Origin of the sequence: Ovoidimarina sediminis (assembly GCF_032586175.1) — a bacterium.
Lineage (GTDB): Bacteria > Pseudomonadota > Alphaproteobacteria > Rhodobacterales > Rhodobacteraceae > Ovoidimarina > Ovoidimarina sediminis.
On the sequence record NZ_JAWHTE010000006.1, the window covers coordinates 120774 to 136488 of the forward strand.

12 protein-coding genes and 1 riboswitch are annotated in these 15715 nt (G+C 66.1%); of the genes, 8 read left to right on the forward strand and 4 right to left on the reverse strand.

The features are described from left to right. The first annotated feature begins 68 nt into the window (after positions 1-68). From RXV90_RS09495 to RXV90_RS09515, 5 genes are read left to right on the forward strand one after another with little or no spacing between them, the layout of a single operon-like run. Complete coding sequence (locus tag RXV90_RS09495; RefSeq protein WP_316648370.1) at positions 69-890, forward strand: transketolase; 822 nt, start codon at positions 69-71, stop codon at positions 888-890. Next, positions 887-1846: a transketolase family protein gene (locus tag RXV90_RS09500; RefSeq protein WP_316648371.1), complete on the forward strand. Its 960-nt coding sequence runs from the start codon at positions 887-889 to the stop codon at positions 1844-1846. Before RXV90_RS09495 ends, RXV90_RS09500 begins: the two co-directional genes overlap by 4 nt. Positions 1847-1849: 3 nt before the next feature. Beyond that, the gene (locus RXV90_RS09505) at positions 1850-3310 is read left to right on the forward strand and encodes an FGGY family carbohydrate kinase (protein WP_316648372.1); all 1461 of its coding nucleotides are present in this window, start codon (positions 1850-1852) and stop codon (positions 3308-3310) included. A gap of 43 nt (positions 3311-3353) precedes the next feature. Beyond that, a complete protein-coding gene (locus RXV90_RS09510; protein WP_316648374.1) occupies positions 3354-4352 on the forward strand; it encodes a sugar-binding transcriptional regulator in 999 nt (332 codons plus the stop codon). Next, a complete protein-coding gene (locus RXV90_RS09515; protein WP_316648376.1) occupies positions 4339-5118 on the forward strand; it encodes a glucose 1-dehydrogenase in 780 nt (259 codons plus the stop codon). Before RXV90_RS09510 ends, RXV90_RS09515 begins: the two co-directional genes overlap by 14 nt. A 27-nt stretch (positions 5119-5145) precedes the next feature. Here RXV90_RS09515 and RXV90_RS09520 read toward each other — a convergent pair whose 3' ends face one another. From RXV90_RS09520 to RXV90_RS09530, 3 genes are all read right to left on the reverse strand, one after another. Further along, complete coding sequence (locus RXV90_RS09520; protein WP_316648377.1) at positions 5146-5601, reverse strand: 6,7-dimethyl-8-ribityllumazine synthase; 456 nt, start codon at positions 5599-5601, stop codon at positions 5146-5148. A 69-nt stretch (positions 5602-5670) separates the two neighbouring features. Then, a riboswitch (FMN riboswitch) is annotated at positions 5671-5801 on the reverse strand. Positions 5802-5844: 43 nt separating this feature from the next. Further along, positions 5845-8202: a glucosylglycerol hydrolase gene (gene gghA / locus RXV90_RS09525; protein ID WP_316648378.1), complete on the reverse strand. Its 2358-nt coding sequence runs from the start codon at positions 8200-8202 to the stop codon at positions 5845-5847. A 61-nt stretch (positions 8203-8263) separates the two neighbouring features. Next, positions 8264-9157 (reverse strand): UTP--glucose-1-phosphate uridylyltransferase, encoded by an 894-nt coding sequence (locus RXV90_RS09530; protein WP_316648379.1) that lies wholly within the window; start codon positions 9155-9157, stop codon positions 8264-8266. 315 nt (positions 9158-9472) lie between these two features. Between RXV90_RS09530 and RXV90_RS09535 the strand changes: the two genes are divergently transcribed. From RXV90_RS09535 to ggpS, 3 genes are read left to right on the forward strand one after another with little or no spacing between them, the layout of a single operon-like run. Further along, entirely contained in the window at positions 9473-10615 is a 1143-nt protein-coding gene (locus tag RXV90_RS09535) for an NAD(P)H-dependent glycerol-3-phosphate dehydrogenase (RefSeq protein ID WP_316648380.1), read from the forward strand. Beyond that, complete coding sequence (locus RXV90_RS09540; protein WP_316648382.1) at positions 10612-11403, forward strand: HAD-IIB family hydrolase; 792 nt, start codon at positions 10612-10614, stop codon at positions 11401-11403. Before RXV90_RS09535 ends, RXV90_RS09540 begins: the two co-directional genes overlap by 4 nt. Positions 11404-11416: 13 nt before the next feature. Further along, the gene (gene ggpS, locus RXV90_RS09545; RefSeq protein ID WP_316648384.1) at positions 11417-12907 is read left to right on the forward strand and encodes a glucosylglycerol-phosphate synthase; all 1491 of its coding nucleotides are present in this window, start codon (positions 11417-11419) and stop codon (positions 12905-12907) included. 212 nt (positions 12908-13119) lie between these two features. Here ggpS and RXV90_RS09550 read toward each other — a convergent pair whose 3' ends face one another. Beyond that, positions 13120-15579, reverse strand: coding sequence for a GcvT family protein (locus RXV90_RS09550; RefSeq protein ID WP_316648385.1), 2460 nt, complete (start codon positions 15577-15579; stop codon positions 13120-13122). Positions 15580-15715 lie beyond the last annotated feature (136 nt).

The window sequence follows — 15715 nt, forward strand, 5'->3', positions numbered from 1 at the left end:
AGAGTCCGGCTTGACATTCCATTCGCCTGTATGTTTTTTATTGCGCGAATATTTATGCAGGAGCGACGATGACTCCCGACGAACTTCGCAGCATCGCAAACCGGATCCGCCGGCGGGATCTGCAGGCGGTCTTCGAGGCCGGCGCAGGCCATATCGGCGGCGAAATGTCGGTGATCGACCTGCTCACCTGCCTCTATTTCCACGAACTTTCGGTCGATCCCGCGGCCCCGCTCGATCCCGAACGCGACCGGCTCGTGCTCAGCAAGGGGCACACCGCGCTGGCGCTTTACATCGTGCTCTCCGAGCGCGGTTTCATCCCGAAAGACGAGATCTCCACCTTCCTCGGCCACCGCTCGCGCCTCAATGGCCACCCGAATCGCGTCTACGTCCCCGGCGTCGAAACCAACACCGGCCCCCTCGGCCACGGGCTTCCCGTGGGCGTCGGCATGGCCACGGCGGCAAAGCTCGACACCCGGCCCTGGCGCACCTTCGTCATCACCGGCGACGGCGAGATGCAGGAAGGCTCCAACTGGGAGGCGATCATGGCCGCCGCCCAGTTCGGGCTCGACAACCTCACCCTCATCATCGACCACAACCGCCTCCAGCAGGGCGCGCGCCTGGCCGAAACCAACGATCTCGCCCCCTTCGCGCCGAAGCTCGAGGCCTTCGGCTGGCATGTCGAGGAAATCGACGGCCACGACCACGCCCAGATCTGCCGCGCCATCTCGAAGGATGCCGCCGTGCCCGGCAAACCGAAATGCATCGTCGCCCACACCAACAAGGGCCACGGCATTTCCTTCATGTCCGACAACGTCGCCTGGCACCACAAGGTGCCGAACGAAGACCAGTACAAAAAGGCCATGTCCGAACTGACGGAGGCCGCCGAATGAACGCGCCCTTTGAGACGGCAAAACTCCACGACTGCCGCGACGCCTTCGTCGCCACGCTCGAGGCGATGGGCGAAACCAACCGCGATATCGTCGCGGTCTGCAACGACTCGGTGGGATCGTCGAAGCTTTCGGGCTTCCGCGACAAGTTCCCCGAAAGGCTCATCAACGTGGGCATCGCCGAACAGAACATGGTCGGCGTCGGCGCCGGCCTCGCCAATGGCGGCAAGGTGCCCTATGTCTGCGCCGCCTCGCCCTTCCTGACGGGCCGCGCGCTCGAACAGATCAAGGCCGACGTCGCCTATTCCGAAACCAACGTCAAACTCGTGGGCATCAGCTCCGGCATGGCCTACGGCGAACTGGGCGCCACCCATCACTCGATCGAGGATTTCGCCTGGATCCGCGCCCTCCCCAACGTCCCCGTCATCGCCCCCGCCGACCGGATCGAAACCGCCGCGGCGGTCGCCTGGGCGGCCGATTATGTGGGCGGCTGCTTCCTCCGGCTCAGCCGCGTCGGCGTGCCCGATCTCTTCCCCGAAGATCACGTCTTCGAACTGGGCCGGGCCGACACCCTGCACGAGGGCACCGATCTCACGATCATCGCAAACGGCGTTCTCACCCACCGCGCCCTGATGGCGGCCACGCTCCTGTCGGCCAAGGGCATCGCGGCCCGCGTCCTCAACATGGCCACCGTCCGCCCGATCGACACCGCCGCGATCGAAGCCGCCTGCCGCGAAACCGGCGCGATCCTAACCTGCGAGGAACACACCACCTTCGGCGGGCTCGGCAGCGCGGTGGCCGAGGTCGTGGTCGAAACCTGCCCCGTCCCCATGACGCGGCTTGGCGTGCCGGGCGTCTTCGCCCATACCGGGTCGGCCAACCAGCTGCTCGACGATTTCGGCATGTCGCCCGACGCCATCGCCGCCAGCGCAACCGCGCTTCTCAAGCGCAAGGGATGATCCATGCCGGACCGCGCCGTTCTCGCCGTTGACGAAGGCACCACCAACTCGAAGGCGGTACTGGTCAGGCAGGACGGCGCGATCATCGCCAGCGGATCGGCCCCGGTCCCCACCTCCCACCCCCAGCCGGGCTGGGTCGAACAGGATGCAGATGCGATCTGGGCGGCCACCCGCGCGGCGGTGCGCGATTGCCTCGCCGCCGCACCCGGCACCGAAATCCTGGCCCTCGGCATCTCGAACCAGCGCGAATCCGTCCTGATCTGGGATCGTGCGACGGGCGATCCCCTCGGCCCCGTCATCACCTGGCAATGCCGCCGCACCGCGCCCGACTGCGCCCGCCTCCGCGATGCGGGCCACGAGGCCGGGGTCATCGCCCGCACCGGCCTGCCGATCGATCCGCTCTTCCCGCCCACCAAGGCCGCCTGGCTTCTCGGCCGCGCCCAGCGCCACCGCGATATCTGCATCGGCACGGTCGACAGCTGGCTGATCTGGAAGTTCACCGGCGGCGCGCGCCACGCCACCGACCGCTCCAACGCCGCCCGCACCCAGCTCTTCAACCTCGCCGAGGGCCGCTGGGACGATACGCTCTGCGCCCTCTTCGGGCTCGACCCGGCGATGCTGCCCGAGGTGCACGATTCCGCGCATGTCTTCGGCACCACCCGCGACGCGGCCCCCCTGCCCGACGGCATTCCCATCGCCTCGGCCATCGGCGATTCCCACGCCGCCCTCTTCAGCCACGGCGCCTTCACGCCGGGCGACGGCAAGGCCACCTTCGGCACGGGATCGTCGGTGATGACAACGGTCGCCCGCTACGTACCCCCGCCTCCGGGCATCACCACCACCATCGCCTGGTCGCTGGACGGCACCTCCACCTTCGCCTTCGAAGGCAACATCCTCACCAGCGCCTCGGTCTTCCCCTGGACGGCGGAACTTCTGGGGCTCGACAGCGTCGATGCCCTGATCGATCTCGCCCAGACGGTCGACACGACCGAAGGCGTCTCGCTCGTCCCCGCCCATGTCGGGCTCGGCTCGCCGCACTGGAATTCCGAGGCACGCGGGCTCGTCGCGGGCCTCTCCTTCGCCTCGGGCCCCGCCCATGTCGCCCGCGCCGCCGCCGAAAGCATGGCGCTTCAGGTCAACGACGTCTTCGCCATCATGGCCGAGGCGGCGGGCACCATCGGGCGCCTCTCCGTCGACGGTGGCGCCAGCCGCAACCCCTTCCTGATGCAGATGGTCGCCGATTTCCTCGACCACCCCGTCACCCCCTGCCGCAATTCCGAAGCCTCGGCGCTCGGCGCCGCCCACCTCGCCGGCCTCGCCACCGGGGTCTGGGACGGGCTCGACGCGCTGGCCCGGCTGGTCAGCCACGACGCCCCCCTCGAACCCCGGATGCCCGCCGAGGCACGGCGGCGGAAGCTCGCGGAATGGCGCAGCGCGGTTGCGCGCGCCCTCCCGCCAGTCTAGTGCATAATTATTCACAGAATCCGCCCCGGAGAGACGGCCAAGCATGTCCCGCCTAAACGAACTCAGGCTCATCGCGCGGGTCGCGCAGATGTACCATATCGAGGGCGCCCGGCAGGCGGACATCGCCAAACACCTGCGGATCTCCCAGGCCACCGTCTCGCGGATCCTCAAGAAGGCGGTGGACGAGGAAATCGTCCGCACCACCGTCGTCGCCCCCTCGGGCACCTATGCCGAACTGGAAACGGCGATCCGCGATCGCTTCGGCGTCAGCGAGGCCATCGTCGTCGAATGCTCCGAAGACCGCGACGGCGCGATCATGGCCCGCATCGGCGAGGCGGCGGCCCATTTCCTCGAAGCCACGCTGCAACCCGGCGAAATCATCGGCGTCTCAAGCTGGTCGGAAACCATCCTCAGGATGGTCGACAACATCCACCCGATGAAGGGCGGCCGCGCCAAGCACATCGTCCAGACGCTGGGCGGCATGGGCGATCCCACCGTCCAGATCCACGCCAACCAGCTCACCACCCGCCTCGCCCGGCTGACCGGGGCCGAAGCGCATCTGCTCAGCGCCCCGGGCGTCGCCCAGTCCCGCGAGGCCAAGCTCGTCCTCCTGGGCGATCCCTACGTGCGCGAAACCATGGATCTCTTCGGCAAGATCACCCTGGCCATCGTCGGCATCGGCGCCGTCGAACCCTCTTCCATGCTCGCGCGCAGCGGCAACGTCTTCTCCTCCCGCGAACTCGCGGACATCGCCGAGGCGGGCGGCGTCGGCGATATCAGCCTGCGCTTCTTCGACGCCGACGGCGCGCTCGTGAAAACCCCGCTCGACGACCGGGTGATCGGCATGCCGCTCGAAAGCCTCCGGGGCGTGGATCGCGTCATGGCGCTGGCCGGCGGCCAGTCCAAGACGAAGGCCATCGAAGGCGCGCTCCGCACCGGCGTCATCGACCTCCTCATCACCGACAAATTCACCGCGGCCCGGCTTGTCCCCGACGCCGCGCAGAACGACCCCGAGGGAGGGCTTCAGCGTGAACCGGTTTGAAAACAAGACCGTCGTCATCACCGGCGGCAACAAGGGGATCGGCTTCGCCCTCGCCACCCGCTTCTTCGAGGAAGGCGCCAACCTCGCGATCGCCTCGGTCGAGGAGGATGTGGAAGAGGCCGCGGCCCGCCTCGGCCCGCCCGACCGCGCGCTTGGCCTCCGCTGCGACGTTACCGACAAGGCGCAGGTCGCCGCCCTCTACGACACCGCCGCCCGCGCCTTCGGGCAGATCGACATCTCCGTCCAGAACGCGGGCATCATCACCATCGCGAAGGTCGAGGATCTGACCGAAGCCGAATGGGATGCGACGATGGACGTCAACACCAAGGGCGTCTTCCTCTGCTGCCAGGAGGCGATCCGCCACATGCGCGCGCAAGGCTCGGGCGGCCGCCTCATCAACACCGCCTCCGGCCAGGCCCGCGACGGCTTCATCTATACCCCCCATTACGCCGCCTCGAAATTCGGCGTCATGGGCCTCACCCAAAGCCTCGCGAAAGAGGTGGCGCTCGACGGGATCACCGTCAACGCCATCTGCCCCGGCATCATCGAAACCGACATGTGGGATTACAACGATCGCGTCTGGGGCCAGATGCTGGGCGATTACGGCCCCGGCGAACTGATGCAGGACTGGGTCGGGAACATCCCGATGAAGCGCGCGGGCAAGGGCAGCGACGTGGCGGGCCTCGTCGCCTTCCTCGCCAGCGACGACGCCGCCTATATCACCGGCCAGACGATCAACGTCGACGGCGGGCTCATCATGTCCTGACGCCCGCCGCCGTGGCGGCCCCTGTCCTCAGGCCGCCACCTCGTGCACAGCGCCAAGCCCGGCCATGTGCAGCGCCGCATCCGCCGCCTCGGCCCCCTTCTTCACGAAGTGGTCGAGGAAGAACGCGCGGTGTGCCTCCGTCTCCTGGAAATGATGCGGGGTCAGCGACACCGACAGCACCGGCACATCGGTCTCTAGCCCGACCTGCATCAACCCGTTCACCACCGTGCCGGCCACGAAATCGTGCCGGTAGATGCCCCCGTCCACGACAAACGCCGCCGCCGCGATCGCATCGTACCGTCCGGTCCGCGCCAGCCGCTTCGCCATCAGCGGAAGCTCGAACGCGCCGGGCACCTCAACCACATCCACCTCGTACGCCACGCCCAGTTCCGTCAGCCGTGCCTCGAACCCGGCCTGCGCCTGATCCACGATATCGGCATGCCAGCGTGCCTTGATGAATGCGAACCTGTGGGATTTTGTCATCAGATGTCCTCCTGTCGTCATGACGCAATCCCAGAGCGACAGGGGACAGCCCCCTTCAGGGCCAACCCACTGCATTCTCTCCCATCCGGACTATCACCGTCGGCTTCGGAGTTTCACCGAATCTGCTGACCCATCTCATCGAAATGGCGCTCGCGGGCTATACCGCCGGTAGGGACTTTCACCCCGCCCTGAGAATACCGCCCCGTACCAACGGGCAACCCGCCGGTCAACCGACAGGCGCGGTCATTTCCGGACGAAAACGACACCCATCGAATCTTCCAGCGCCAGCGGCCCGCCCTCGTAATCCTCTCCGATCAGCGGGCTGGCCAGCGCCACGCGCCACCCGTCCCGGGGCGCGCCCTCGGGCAGAAGGTCCAGGGGCTCGATCACCCCCGTGGGCTTGCCTTCCATATGGCAAAGCGTGAACACGCCCATGCCGTCCGGCCCCTGCCGGTGCGCGGCGAAAACCGTCCGCCCGTCGATCGGTTCGAGATAGCGGAAATCGTCGCCCGCTCCGAAATTCCCCGTCAGCCACGGGTTCTCCAGCCGGAACTCCCGCAAGCGCCGCATGAAACGCGTCTGCGCCGGGTCGAGCAGCGAGAAGGAATGCGACACGTTGCAGTATTCGTGCATGTCATCCATCCACGCCCGCGCGATCTCCTTCAGATTCTCCACCGTGAACCGCACCGGGCCCGACAGCGCGGGCTCCACCGCGTTCAGAAGCGCCGCGATCGTATCGAGGTGATATTCCGTCACCTCCACCAGCGCCGGCAGGAACTCGAAGAACCGCGCCAGGTCCTCCCGCGTCTCGAAACCAAGCGCCTTCAGGCGCCGGAAACTTCCCGGCGTCGAATAGCTGTACTCGTCCACCTGCCATTTCAGGCTGATCGCCTCTTCGGCCACCACCTTCACGCCGTACCGGTCGTCCTGGTTGCGGATGAAGCCCCAGCTGGCCCGCGCCGTCGCGTTCAGAAAATCCATCGGCACGCCGGGAAACACGGCATAGGTCAGCATCGACACGGCGGGGTTGTCATAGGCCTTGTCGAGGATCTCCATCCGCGTCTCGCCCAGCCGCGTGTTGATGTTCAGCTTCGGGCTCACCTGCGTGCCCCGCCGCAGCGTGTCGTGGTTCGCGGTCCCGGATATCCAGTTCTCCCCGTGGCGCAAAATCTCCTGGATGCGCCAGTATTTCGACACCCAGAAGGTGTAGATGAAGGGCGTGTTATGGGCGAAGGTCAGCGGCCCCCACTGGAAGATATCGTCATCCCGCTGCGCCTCGATCACCGCGCGGTAGGTCGAACTCAGCTCCCAGTCCTCCTCGGGCCAGGGCCGCCCGTCCTCGAACACGAACCACGGGCGGTATTCGGTGCCCGCAACCTCCTGCACGATGTCCGACATCTCCTGCAGGTAATCGTCGTCATGGTGCAGCGCCTGCGTCGCCGGATCCCACCACTTGAAATCCTGCGCCCCGTCCACGCGCACGCCGTCCGCCCCGAAATTCACCTTCCTTCGCTGCATCTCCAGAAGGATCGCCCGCACGATCGGGTTCTTGTAGTCGAGGTTCTGCCCGTACATGTTCGGGCCGGCGAAATAGTGGCTCGCCAGCGCGTCGAGCCCCTGGTTGTCCGAATGCCCGAACACCACGTCCAGGATCAGCTTCTTCGGCCCGCCCGGAAACCCGTGCAGCGCGGCGGCCAGGTCGATCAGCTCGTCGGGCCGCCCGCTTTCCAGAAGCACCGGGTTCACCGTCGCCATGCCGGAAATCACCACGTCATAGCCCCAGTTCGTCGTGCTGGGCCGCGTCAGCGTCACCTCCGCCACATCGCCGTCCAGCACCTCTTCCGCCCAGAAGCCGGGGCCGGTCTCGAACACGGTCGTGGGCTCCACCGGCAGGGGCTGCACCGCATCGTAGCCCACGAAAAGCTCGTCCGCCGGCTCAAGCGCCAGCCCGTTTTCCACCCGCGCCGCGATCCGCTCGATGTGGCGCGTCAGGCTCGCCAGCGTGCCCCCGGCGGTCGCGGTCGGAATGTGAAGCTGCAGGATGCTCGTCGGCGGGCCGAACTTGTGCGGCGCCGCGCCCTTCAGCGCCTCGAAATAGGCGCGGTCGGGCCGCTCCGCCTGCATCGCGGCCACGTCATACACCTCCGCCGGCGCGAAGGCGCCATAGGGCAGCGACATCGCCAGCGGATCCAGCACGCGCGTCAGCGCCCCCTCCGCATCGCGCCACACCAGCGCATAGAAGTCCCCCGTCCGGTCCCGCCGCCCGGCCCTGACGCCCTGCGCGGCCGAGAAGACGAAGCCCTCGCTCCGCACCACCGGCAACAGCATCCGCTCGAACCGGGCCTCCGTATGCGAGGCGGTCAGATCAAGGTCGTCGGGCGCGCGCAGGATTTCCAGGAAGATGTCGCTCTGCGACACGTGCCAGTCCAGAAGCTCGGGCGCCCAGAACCCGAACTCCACCCCGTCCCCGACGACATGCGCCCCAAGCCTCCGCGCAATACTCTTGCCCGCGGCGAAGCTGTCGGCAGCGGAAACCAGTGCCGCGTTGCACCAGTCGGCAAGCGCGGCGGCGGCGTCGGGATCGTATGTGATATCGGCCATGACCGGCAGGAATGGCGAAAGGCGCGGCGGGATTCAACCGGGAAGCGCCGCGCGCCTCCGTTCAGGCCGCGCGCGGCGCCACGCACATCGCCGCGTGCTCTTCCAGAACCGGCGCAAGCTCGGGGTCCTGCGCGGCAAGGTGCAGCGTCGCCTGCAGCATCCCCGCCTTCGATCCGCAATCGAACCGCGTGCCGGAAAAGCGGAACCCCGCAAGGCCCTCGCGCTGCGCCCCCCGCGCGATCGCGTCGGTCAGCTGGATTTCGCCGCCCGCGCCCGGCTCCTGCGTCGCAAGGCTCTCGAAGATGCTTTCGCCAAGGATATACCGCCCGACCACGGCCTCGCGCGACGGCGCGGCCTCGGGATCGGGCTTTTCCACCATCCCGTCGGCCCGCAGAAGCCGCCCCCGGGCCTCTGTCACCGACAGGATGCCGTATTTCTTCGTCTCCTCCTCGCGCGGCACCGTCATGGTCGCCACCATGTGCCCGGCCTGCGACGCGGCGTAGGCCTCGATCATCTCGCCCAGGCATCCTTTGCCGAGGATCAGATCATCGGGCAAAATCACCGCAACCGGCCCCGGCAGCGCCTGCTCCCGGGCGCACAGAACCGCGTGCCCCAGCCCCAGCGGCTCATGCTGCATCGTGAAAACGGCGTCGTCCGCCTCCGGGCAAAGCGCCGCCTCCTGCAACTCGTCGGCCAGATCGCGCTTGCCCCGCGCCCTGAGATCCGCGCGCAGCTTCGCGTCGTCCATCACATGCCGTTCGATGGCGGATTTCGACGGGTGGCTGACGAACACCATCCGCTCGATCCCGGCCGCCTGTGCCTCGTCGATCGCATACTGGATCAGCGGCGTGTCGATGACCGGCAGAAGCTCCTTCGGGGTCGCCTTCGTGGCGGGCAGAAACCGGGTGCCCATCCCCGCGACCGGAAAAATAGCCGTTCTCACCGTTTTACGCATCTGCTGCTCCTTTTGATGTGACGCTGCATTGCAGCAGGATAGCATCTCCACCGGAATAGTCAAAAAACGACGCGCAAATGTCGTTTATCGATCATTATTCCGATTAATTTGAAGGCAGCTTCGATGTTTTTTTGCACATCACCCCCGAAAACCCGTGTCACACGGCCCGACAGAGGGAACTTTTTTGCATCTGCGGCATTGAAGTTTGCGGTAACAAAGGCATCTTTTGCGACATGACTGGTCTATAAACGACATCACCGGCCCCAGCGGCCCGTCCTCCCCACACCTCCCTTTCACCCCGACCCCGAGGTTCCGATGAAGCACGTCCCCGTCTCAGGCGATCCCGTACCCTTCTCCGCGAAACCCTTTCGCAGCGTCGCCGTCATCGGCGCCGGCTCCTGGGGCACCGCGCTGGCCGCCACGCTGGCCCGCGCGGGCGTGCAAACCCGTATCTGGGGGCGCGACGCTGCTGTCGTGAACGACATCAACGCCACCCACCGGAACGCGAAATTCATCCCCGACGTCGATCTTCCGCCGAACCTCCTCGCCGTGCACGAGATGTCCGACGCCCTCAGGGGCGCCGAGGCCGCGATGATCGTCGTTCCCTCCCGCAGCGTCCGCGCGGTCGCCCGCCAGGTCGCCGCCCATGCCGCCCCGGGCATCCCCGTCGCCATCTGCGCCAAGGGGATCGAGGCCGAAACCGGCCTTCTGATGACCCAGGTCGCCGAGGAAGAACTGGGCTCCCGCCCCATCGGCTGCGTCTCGGGCCCCACCTTCGCCCGCGAAACCGCGCTCGGCCACCCGACGGCGGCCACCGTGGCCTTCCCCTTCGCCTATGCCGACCGGCTGACACCGCACGAAAGCCCCGCCGCCCGCTTTTCCGTCTCGCTGACGACCGAAAGCTTCCGCGCCTATGTCTCCGACGATCTCATCGGCGTCGAAATCGGCGGCGCGGTGAAGAACGTGATCGCCATCGCCTGTGGCATGATGACGGGCGCGGGCTTCGCCGAAAACACCCGCGCCGCCCTCATCACCCGCGGCCTCGACGAGATGAAGATCCTGGCCGAGGCCCTGGGCGGCCGCCGCGAAACCGTCACCGGGCTTTCGGGCATCGGCGACCTCTCCCTCACCTGCTCGAGCCCGACATCACGGAACATGTCGCTCGGTCAGCAGTTGGGTGAAGGAACCCCAAGGGAAAACTGCTTCGGAGGAAAGCCCGTCGTTGTAGAAGGCGAATTCAACGCAAAGACCGTGACGGATCTCGCGCGAAAGGTCGGCATCACCATGCCGATCTGCGAAACCGTGCGGTCCATCCTGCACGAAGGGGAAGAGCTCGGAACGGCCTTCGCCGCCCTCTGGGCCCGTCCCATCGAAGCCGAGCCGCGCGCCATGGCGCTCTCGCTCGATCATCCCGCCACCCATCAAGCCATTGCAAATCTTGCTGAAAGGATCTCATGACCCGCCACGAAATCTTCACACCGCACCCCACCTCCACCGATCATATCGCGACGAAGGAACTCGTCCTCGCAACCGACCTCGACGGCACGTTCCTCGGCGGGTCCGACGAGGATCGCGCGCAGTTCTATGACTGGATCGAAGACAACCGTGCGCGTGTGGGCCTCATCTTCGTGACGGGCCGCGATCCGGGCTTCATCAGCCAGCTGACAAAGACGGGCCGCGCCCCGCGCCCCGATTACGTCGTGGGCGATGTCGGCACCACGATCGCCGAAGTCGGGCGCGATCACCTGCTCTCCCCCATCGAAGAGCTCGAGGCCGAAATCGCCGAGGCATGGGGCGACGCGGGCGGCATGATCCTCGCCGCGCTGAAACCCGTCCAGGGCATCAGGCTCCAGTCCACCGGCTTCCGCTACCGCGCAAGCTACGATATGGATCCCGCCCGCTTCGATCAGAAGGCACTCGATATCGTCGCGGGCCTCGGCCTCGACGCGCTGATTTCCGACAACCGCTATTTCGACGTGCTGCCGAAGGGCGTCAGCAAGGGGCCCTCGCTCCTGCGCCTCCTCGCCCATCTCGGCATCGACAACCGCCGCACGCTGGTGGCGGGCGACACCCTGAACGATCTCTCCATGCTGTCGCTCGGCCTGCCCGCGGTCGCCGTCGGCGGCTCCGAACAGGCGCTTCTCGATGAGGTCTCGGGCCTCGATCACGTGCACGCGGCACGGGGCGTCGGCGTGGCCGGCATCGCCGAAGCCATCCTGCACTTCGAAATGCTGACGACAAGCTGAGGAGACGCCCCCAATGCCATCCGATCTCGTGATCGTCTATCACCGCCAGCCCTACGAGGAAGTCGAGGAGAACGGCAAAACCGTTCTCCGCGAAAACGCCTCCCCCAATGGCATCGTGCCGACGCTGAAAAGCTTCTTCGGCCGCGTCTCCCATGGCGCGTGGATCGCCTGGAAACTGGCCGATGACGTCCAGAACCCGGGCTTCGAACAGAAGATCGAGATCAACGACGTCTACGGTAAATACTCGGTCTCGCGCCTGCCGCTCTCGGCGGATCAGGTGCGCGAATTCTACCACGTGACGTCGAAGGAAGCGTTCTGGCCGATCCTCCACGCCTTCAAGGAACGCTACAATTACGATCCCGTCGACTGGCAGAATTTCCGCGACGTGAACCGCCGCTTCGCCGAGGCCGCGGCGGCCGAGGCCGCCCATGGCGCGGTGGTCTGGATCCACGATTACAACCTCTGGCTCGTGCCGGGCTACCTGCGCTCGATGCGCCCCGATGTGCGGATCGCCTTCTTCCACCACACCCCATTCCCCTCGGCGGATATCTTCAACGTCCTGCCCTGGCGGAAGGAAATCGCGCGCAGCTTGCTCGCCTGCGACGACGTGGGCTTCCACATCCCGCGCTACGCCGCGAACTTCGCCTCCGTCGCGCGCAGCCTCTTCGATGTCGACGTGACCGAGCGCGTGAAGGTGCCCGAGAAGTGGATTTCCGAAGGTACCGCGCTCACCGAACGCTCGATGCCCGCCGTGCTCTCCTTCGAGGGCCGTGAGATCGCGCTCTCCGTCACGCCCGTCGGCGTCGACACGGGCTTCATCGACACCCGCGCCCGCGATCCGGAAACCGAACGCCGCGCCGCCGAGATCCGCGCGGGAATGGGCGACGCGAAGCTCATCCTCTCCGTGGGCCGCACCGATTACACCAAGGGCGGCGTCGAACAGCTCGAAAGCTTCGAGCGCGTGATCGAGGCCAACCCCGATCTGCGCGGCAAGGTCAGGCTGATGCACGTCTCGGTCTCCGCCAACCGCAACATGGCGGCCTACGAAAAGATCCAGAACGAGATCGAGCAGGTCGCGGGCCGGATCAACGGCCGCTTCGGCTCCCTCGACTGGCAGCCGGTGGCGCTCATCTCCCGCGCCATCCCGTTCAGCGAACTCGTCGCCTATTACCGCGCGGCGGATGTCGCCTGGATCACGCCCTTGGCGGACGGGATGAACCTCGTCTGCAAGGAATTCGTGGCCTCCCGCGTCGACGGCGACGGCGTGCTCGTCCTGTCCGAATTCGCGGGCGCCGCCGTCGAACTGGGCGAGGCGGTCAGCACCAACCCGTTCTCGCACAGATCGCTCGACCGGATGATCCTCGCCGCCCTCGACATGCCCGAGGAAGAGCGCCGCGCACGGATGGAACGCCTGCGCGCCTCCGTCCTCTCGAACGACGTGCGCGAATGGCACCCGGGCACCATCGATCTGCCCGATGCGGGCGCCCTGATCCCGGCGGCCTGACCGGGTCGAAATGCCCCGGCGAAATGATAGCGAGTCGCTACTATCCCGCTGCGCGCGGCCTGGATAGTAGCGACTCGCTACTAAATTCAGAGCCCGAATATGGTTAATTCGCGCAGCGTACGGTCATTTCTGCACTGCGCTGTGTACGCCCTGTGTACGCGCTGTGTACGCCCTGTGCTCTCCCTGTCTGGGAGGTAACGCTGCGTACGCCGCTAACACCTGATCTTCTCCATCCCCGGATCGTAAAGCGGCTTGAGCGAGGCGGTGGCCGCAAACCGCTCCCCCGCGATCTCGATCTCCCAGGTGCCGCTTTCCACGATCTCGGCCGTCAGCGGCCTGTCGAGTTCGGCGAACCCGATCCCGACCGCGCCCCCAAGCGTATGGCCATAGCCGCCCACCTGAATATATCCGACTTGCGTATTATCCATATAAATCAGCTCGTTACCGTGCATCAAAGGCTCGGGATCCTTTAGCAGGAATTGCAGCATCCGCGTCTTCGGTACGCCCTGGGCCTTGATCTCGGCCAGCGCGTCCCGCCCGATGAACCCCCCGGGCTTGTCCAGCTTCACGGCAAAGCCAAGCCCCGCCTCGATCGGGTTGTCGGTGTTGTCCACATCGATCCCGAAATCGCGATAGGCCTTCTCCAGACGCAGTGAATTCAGCGTCTGCATGCCCGCGTTCCGCACCCCCAGATCCACGCCCGCACTCATCAAAAGATCATAAGTTTGAACGGCTTGCGTGCTCGGCACATGCAGCTCCCAGCCCAACTCCCCGATGAACGTCACCCGGTAGGCCAGCACCACCGCATAGCCCACGTCGATCTCCCGCGCGGTCATGAACGGAAAGCCCTCGTTCGACAGATCCGCCCCCGAAACCCGGCTCAGAAGCTCCCGCGATTTCGGGCCGTGCACGTTGATCTGGCACCGGCCCGCCGTGACATCGGTGATCGTAACATGTTCATCCGGCTGGATATTCCGTCGCATCCGCATCTCGGTGTGCCCGGCGGAGTTCTCGCCGACGATCACCATGAACCGCTCCGGCCCCAGCCGCGTGACGGTCAGATCCGCCTCGAACCCGCCCCGCTCGTTCACCCAGGCGGTGTACACCACCCGCCCGGTCGCGCCGTTAATTTCGTTGCAGGACAGCCGGGACAGAATCGCACAGGCATCCCGCCCCTGAACCTCGAAACACGCCATCGAGGTCATATCCATCAAAACCACCCCCTCCCGCGCCGCGCGGTGTTCTTCGGCGTGCCAGTTGAACCAGTTCTGACGGTACCAGGAATAGCTCTCGACCCGCGCCAGATCCGGCGTTGGCGCAAACCAATCAGGCTGTTCCCAGCCGTTTCCCTCGCTGAAAAAGGCACCTGCCTCTTTCAGCCGATCGTAAAGGACGGAACGCTTGACGTTCCGCGCAGTCTTGGGGCTTTCGTTGTGAAAATGCTGGCCGAACAGCTTGCCCAGAAGCTCCGGCGTCCGGTCGCGCCGGAAGGCCGGCGTCGCGAATTCCTTCGAGAACCGGTTGACGTTGATGCCCGTCACATCGATCGGCGGAAGCCCGTCCACCATCCAGTGCGCCAGCACCATCCCCGTCCCCGCACCATTCAGAATTCCCAGCGAATTCATCCCGCAGGCGACCCAGAGATTGCGCATCTCGGGCGTCGGCCCGACGAGCGGCGCAAGGTCGGGGGTGAAGCTTTCCGGCCCGCAGAACAGCTTCTTCACCCCGTAGTTCATCGTATCGGGCACCCGCGAATAGGCCTTTTCAAGATCGGGCCCCACGCGATCCCAATCCGGGTCGATCTCGCCGAATTCCCAGGTGTCGGGGATGCCGTCCACCTTCCACGACGCCGCTCCCGGCTCGAAGAGGCCCAGCATCATCCCACCCACCTCCTCGCGGTAATAGGTATAGGTCGACGGGTCCTCGAGCACCGGAAGATCGCGCGGGAGGCCGGGGATCGCCTCGGTAATGAGGTAGTAATGTTCCGCCGCCTGAAGCGGCAGGTTCACGCCATGCGCCTCCCCAAGCTGGCGCGACCACATGCCCCCGCAGATCACCACGTTCTCGGCCGAAATCGCCTGCCCGTCGCCGGTGCGCACCCCCGTCGCGGTGCCGTTCTGCGCGGTGATCTCGGTAACCCGCACGCCTTCGAAGAACCGCACGCCGTGGGTCCGCGCGCCCTTGGCAAGCGACATCGTCACGTCGACCGGGTTCGCCCGGCCATCCTCGGGGATGTAGAACGCGCCGACGACGTTCGAGAAATCGCCGATCGGGAACAGATCCTGCGCCTCCCTGACGGAAACCTCGTGGCAGTTGATCCCGAACCGCTGCATGAAGGGCGCCACGCGCCGCATTTCGTGCACCCGTTCCTCGTTTGTCGCGATCTGAAGATAGCCGACCTCGCGGAAGCCCGTGGGCATCCCCGTTTCGGCCTCGAGATTGGCGTAAAGATCGCGGCCATGGGTGTAGATCGTGCATTCGGCCTCGGATTTCAGAAGCCCCGCCACGATCAGCCCCGCCGCGTGCCAGGTGGTGCCCGAAGTCAGCTGCCCCTGCTCCAGCACCACGACATCGGTGTGCCCGAGCTTCGCGAGGTGATAGGCGGTATTCGTTCCGATCGACCCGCCGCCGATGATGACGGTCTGGGCGTGTCTTGGCAGCGAATCTGGCATCGGCATTGTCCCATTGCGAAGCGGTATCCTGCGAGTAGCAAGTGCCGTTGCGCAGATCAATTGATTGAATGCACATTCAGTGGGCAGGCGCCTGCTTTCGCCCCGCCAGCCCACCGATTGGGCTTGTTGCGGCCTC

Excerpts from the sequence above, each read along its gene's own strand:
- RXV90_RS09495 (WP_316648370.1), top strand. The coding sequence starts at position 69 with ATGACTCCCGACGAACTTCGCAGCATCGCAAACCGGATCCGCCGGCGG.
- RXV90_RS09500 (WP_316648371.1), top strand. The coding sequence starts at position 887 with ATGAACGCGCCCTTTGAGACGGCAAAACTCCACGACTGCCGCGACGCC.
- RXV90_RS09505 (WP_316648372.1), top strand. The coding sequence starts at position 1,850 with ATGCCGGACCGCGCCGTTCTCGCCGTTGACGAAGGCACCACCAACTCG.
- RXV90_RS09510 (WP_316648374.1), top strand. The coding sequence starts at position 3,354 with ATGTCCCGCCTAAACGAACTCAGGCTCATCGCGCGGGTCGCGCAGATG.
- RXV90_RS09520 (WP_316648377.1), bottom strand. The coding sequence starts at position 5,601 with ATGACAAAATCCCACAGGTTCGCATTCATCAAGGCACGCTGGCATGCC.
- gghA (WP_316648378.1), bottom strand. The coding sequence starts at position 8,202 with ATGGCCGATATCACATACGATCCCGACGCCGCCGCCGCGCTTGCCGAC.
- RXV90_RS09530 (WP_316648379.1), bottom strand. The coding sequence starts at position 9,157 with ATGCGTAAAACGGTGAGAACGGCTATTTTTCCGGTCGCGGGGATGGGC.
- RXV90_RS09535 (WP_316648380.1), top strand. The coding sequence starts at position 9,473 with ATGAAGCACGTCCCCGTCTCAGGCGATCCCGTACCCTTCTCCGCGAAA.
- RXV90_RS09540 (WP_316648382.1), top strand. The coding sequence starts at position 10,612 with ATGACCCGCCACGAAATCTTCACACCGCACCCCACCTCCACCGATCAT.
- ggpS (WP_316648384.1), top strand. The coding sequence starts at position 11,417 with ATGCCATCCGATCTCGTGATCGTCTATCACCGCCAGCCCTACGAGGAA.
- RXV90_RS09550 (WP_316648385.1), bottom strand. The coding sequence starts at position 15,579 with ATGCCAGATTCGCTGCCAAGACACGCCCAGACCGTCATCATCGGCGGC.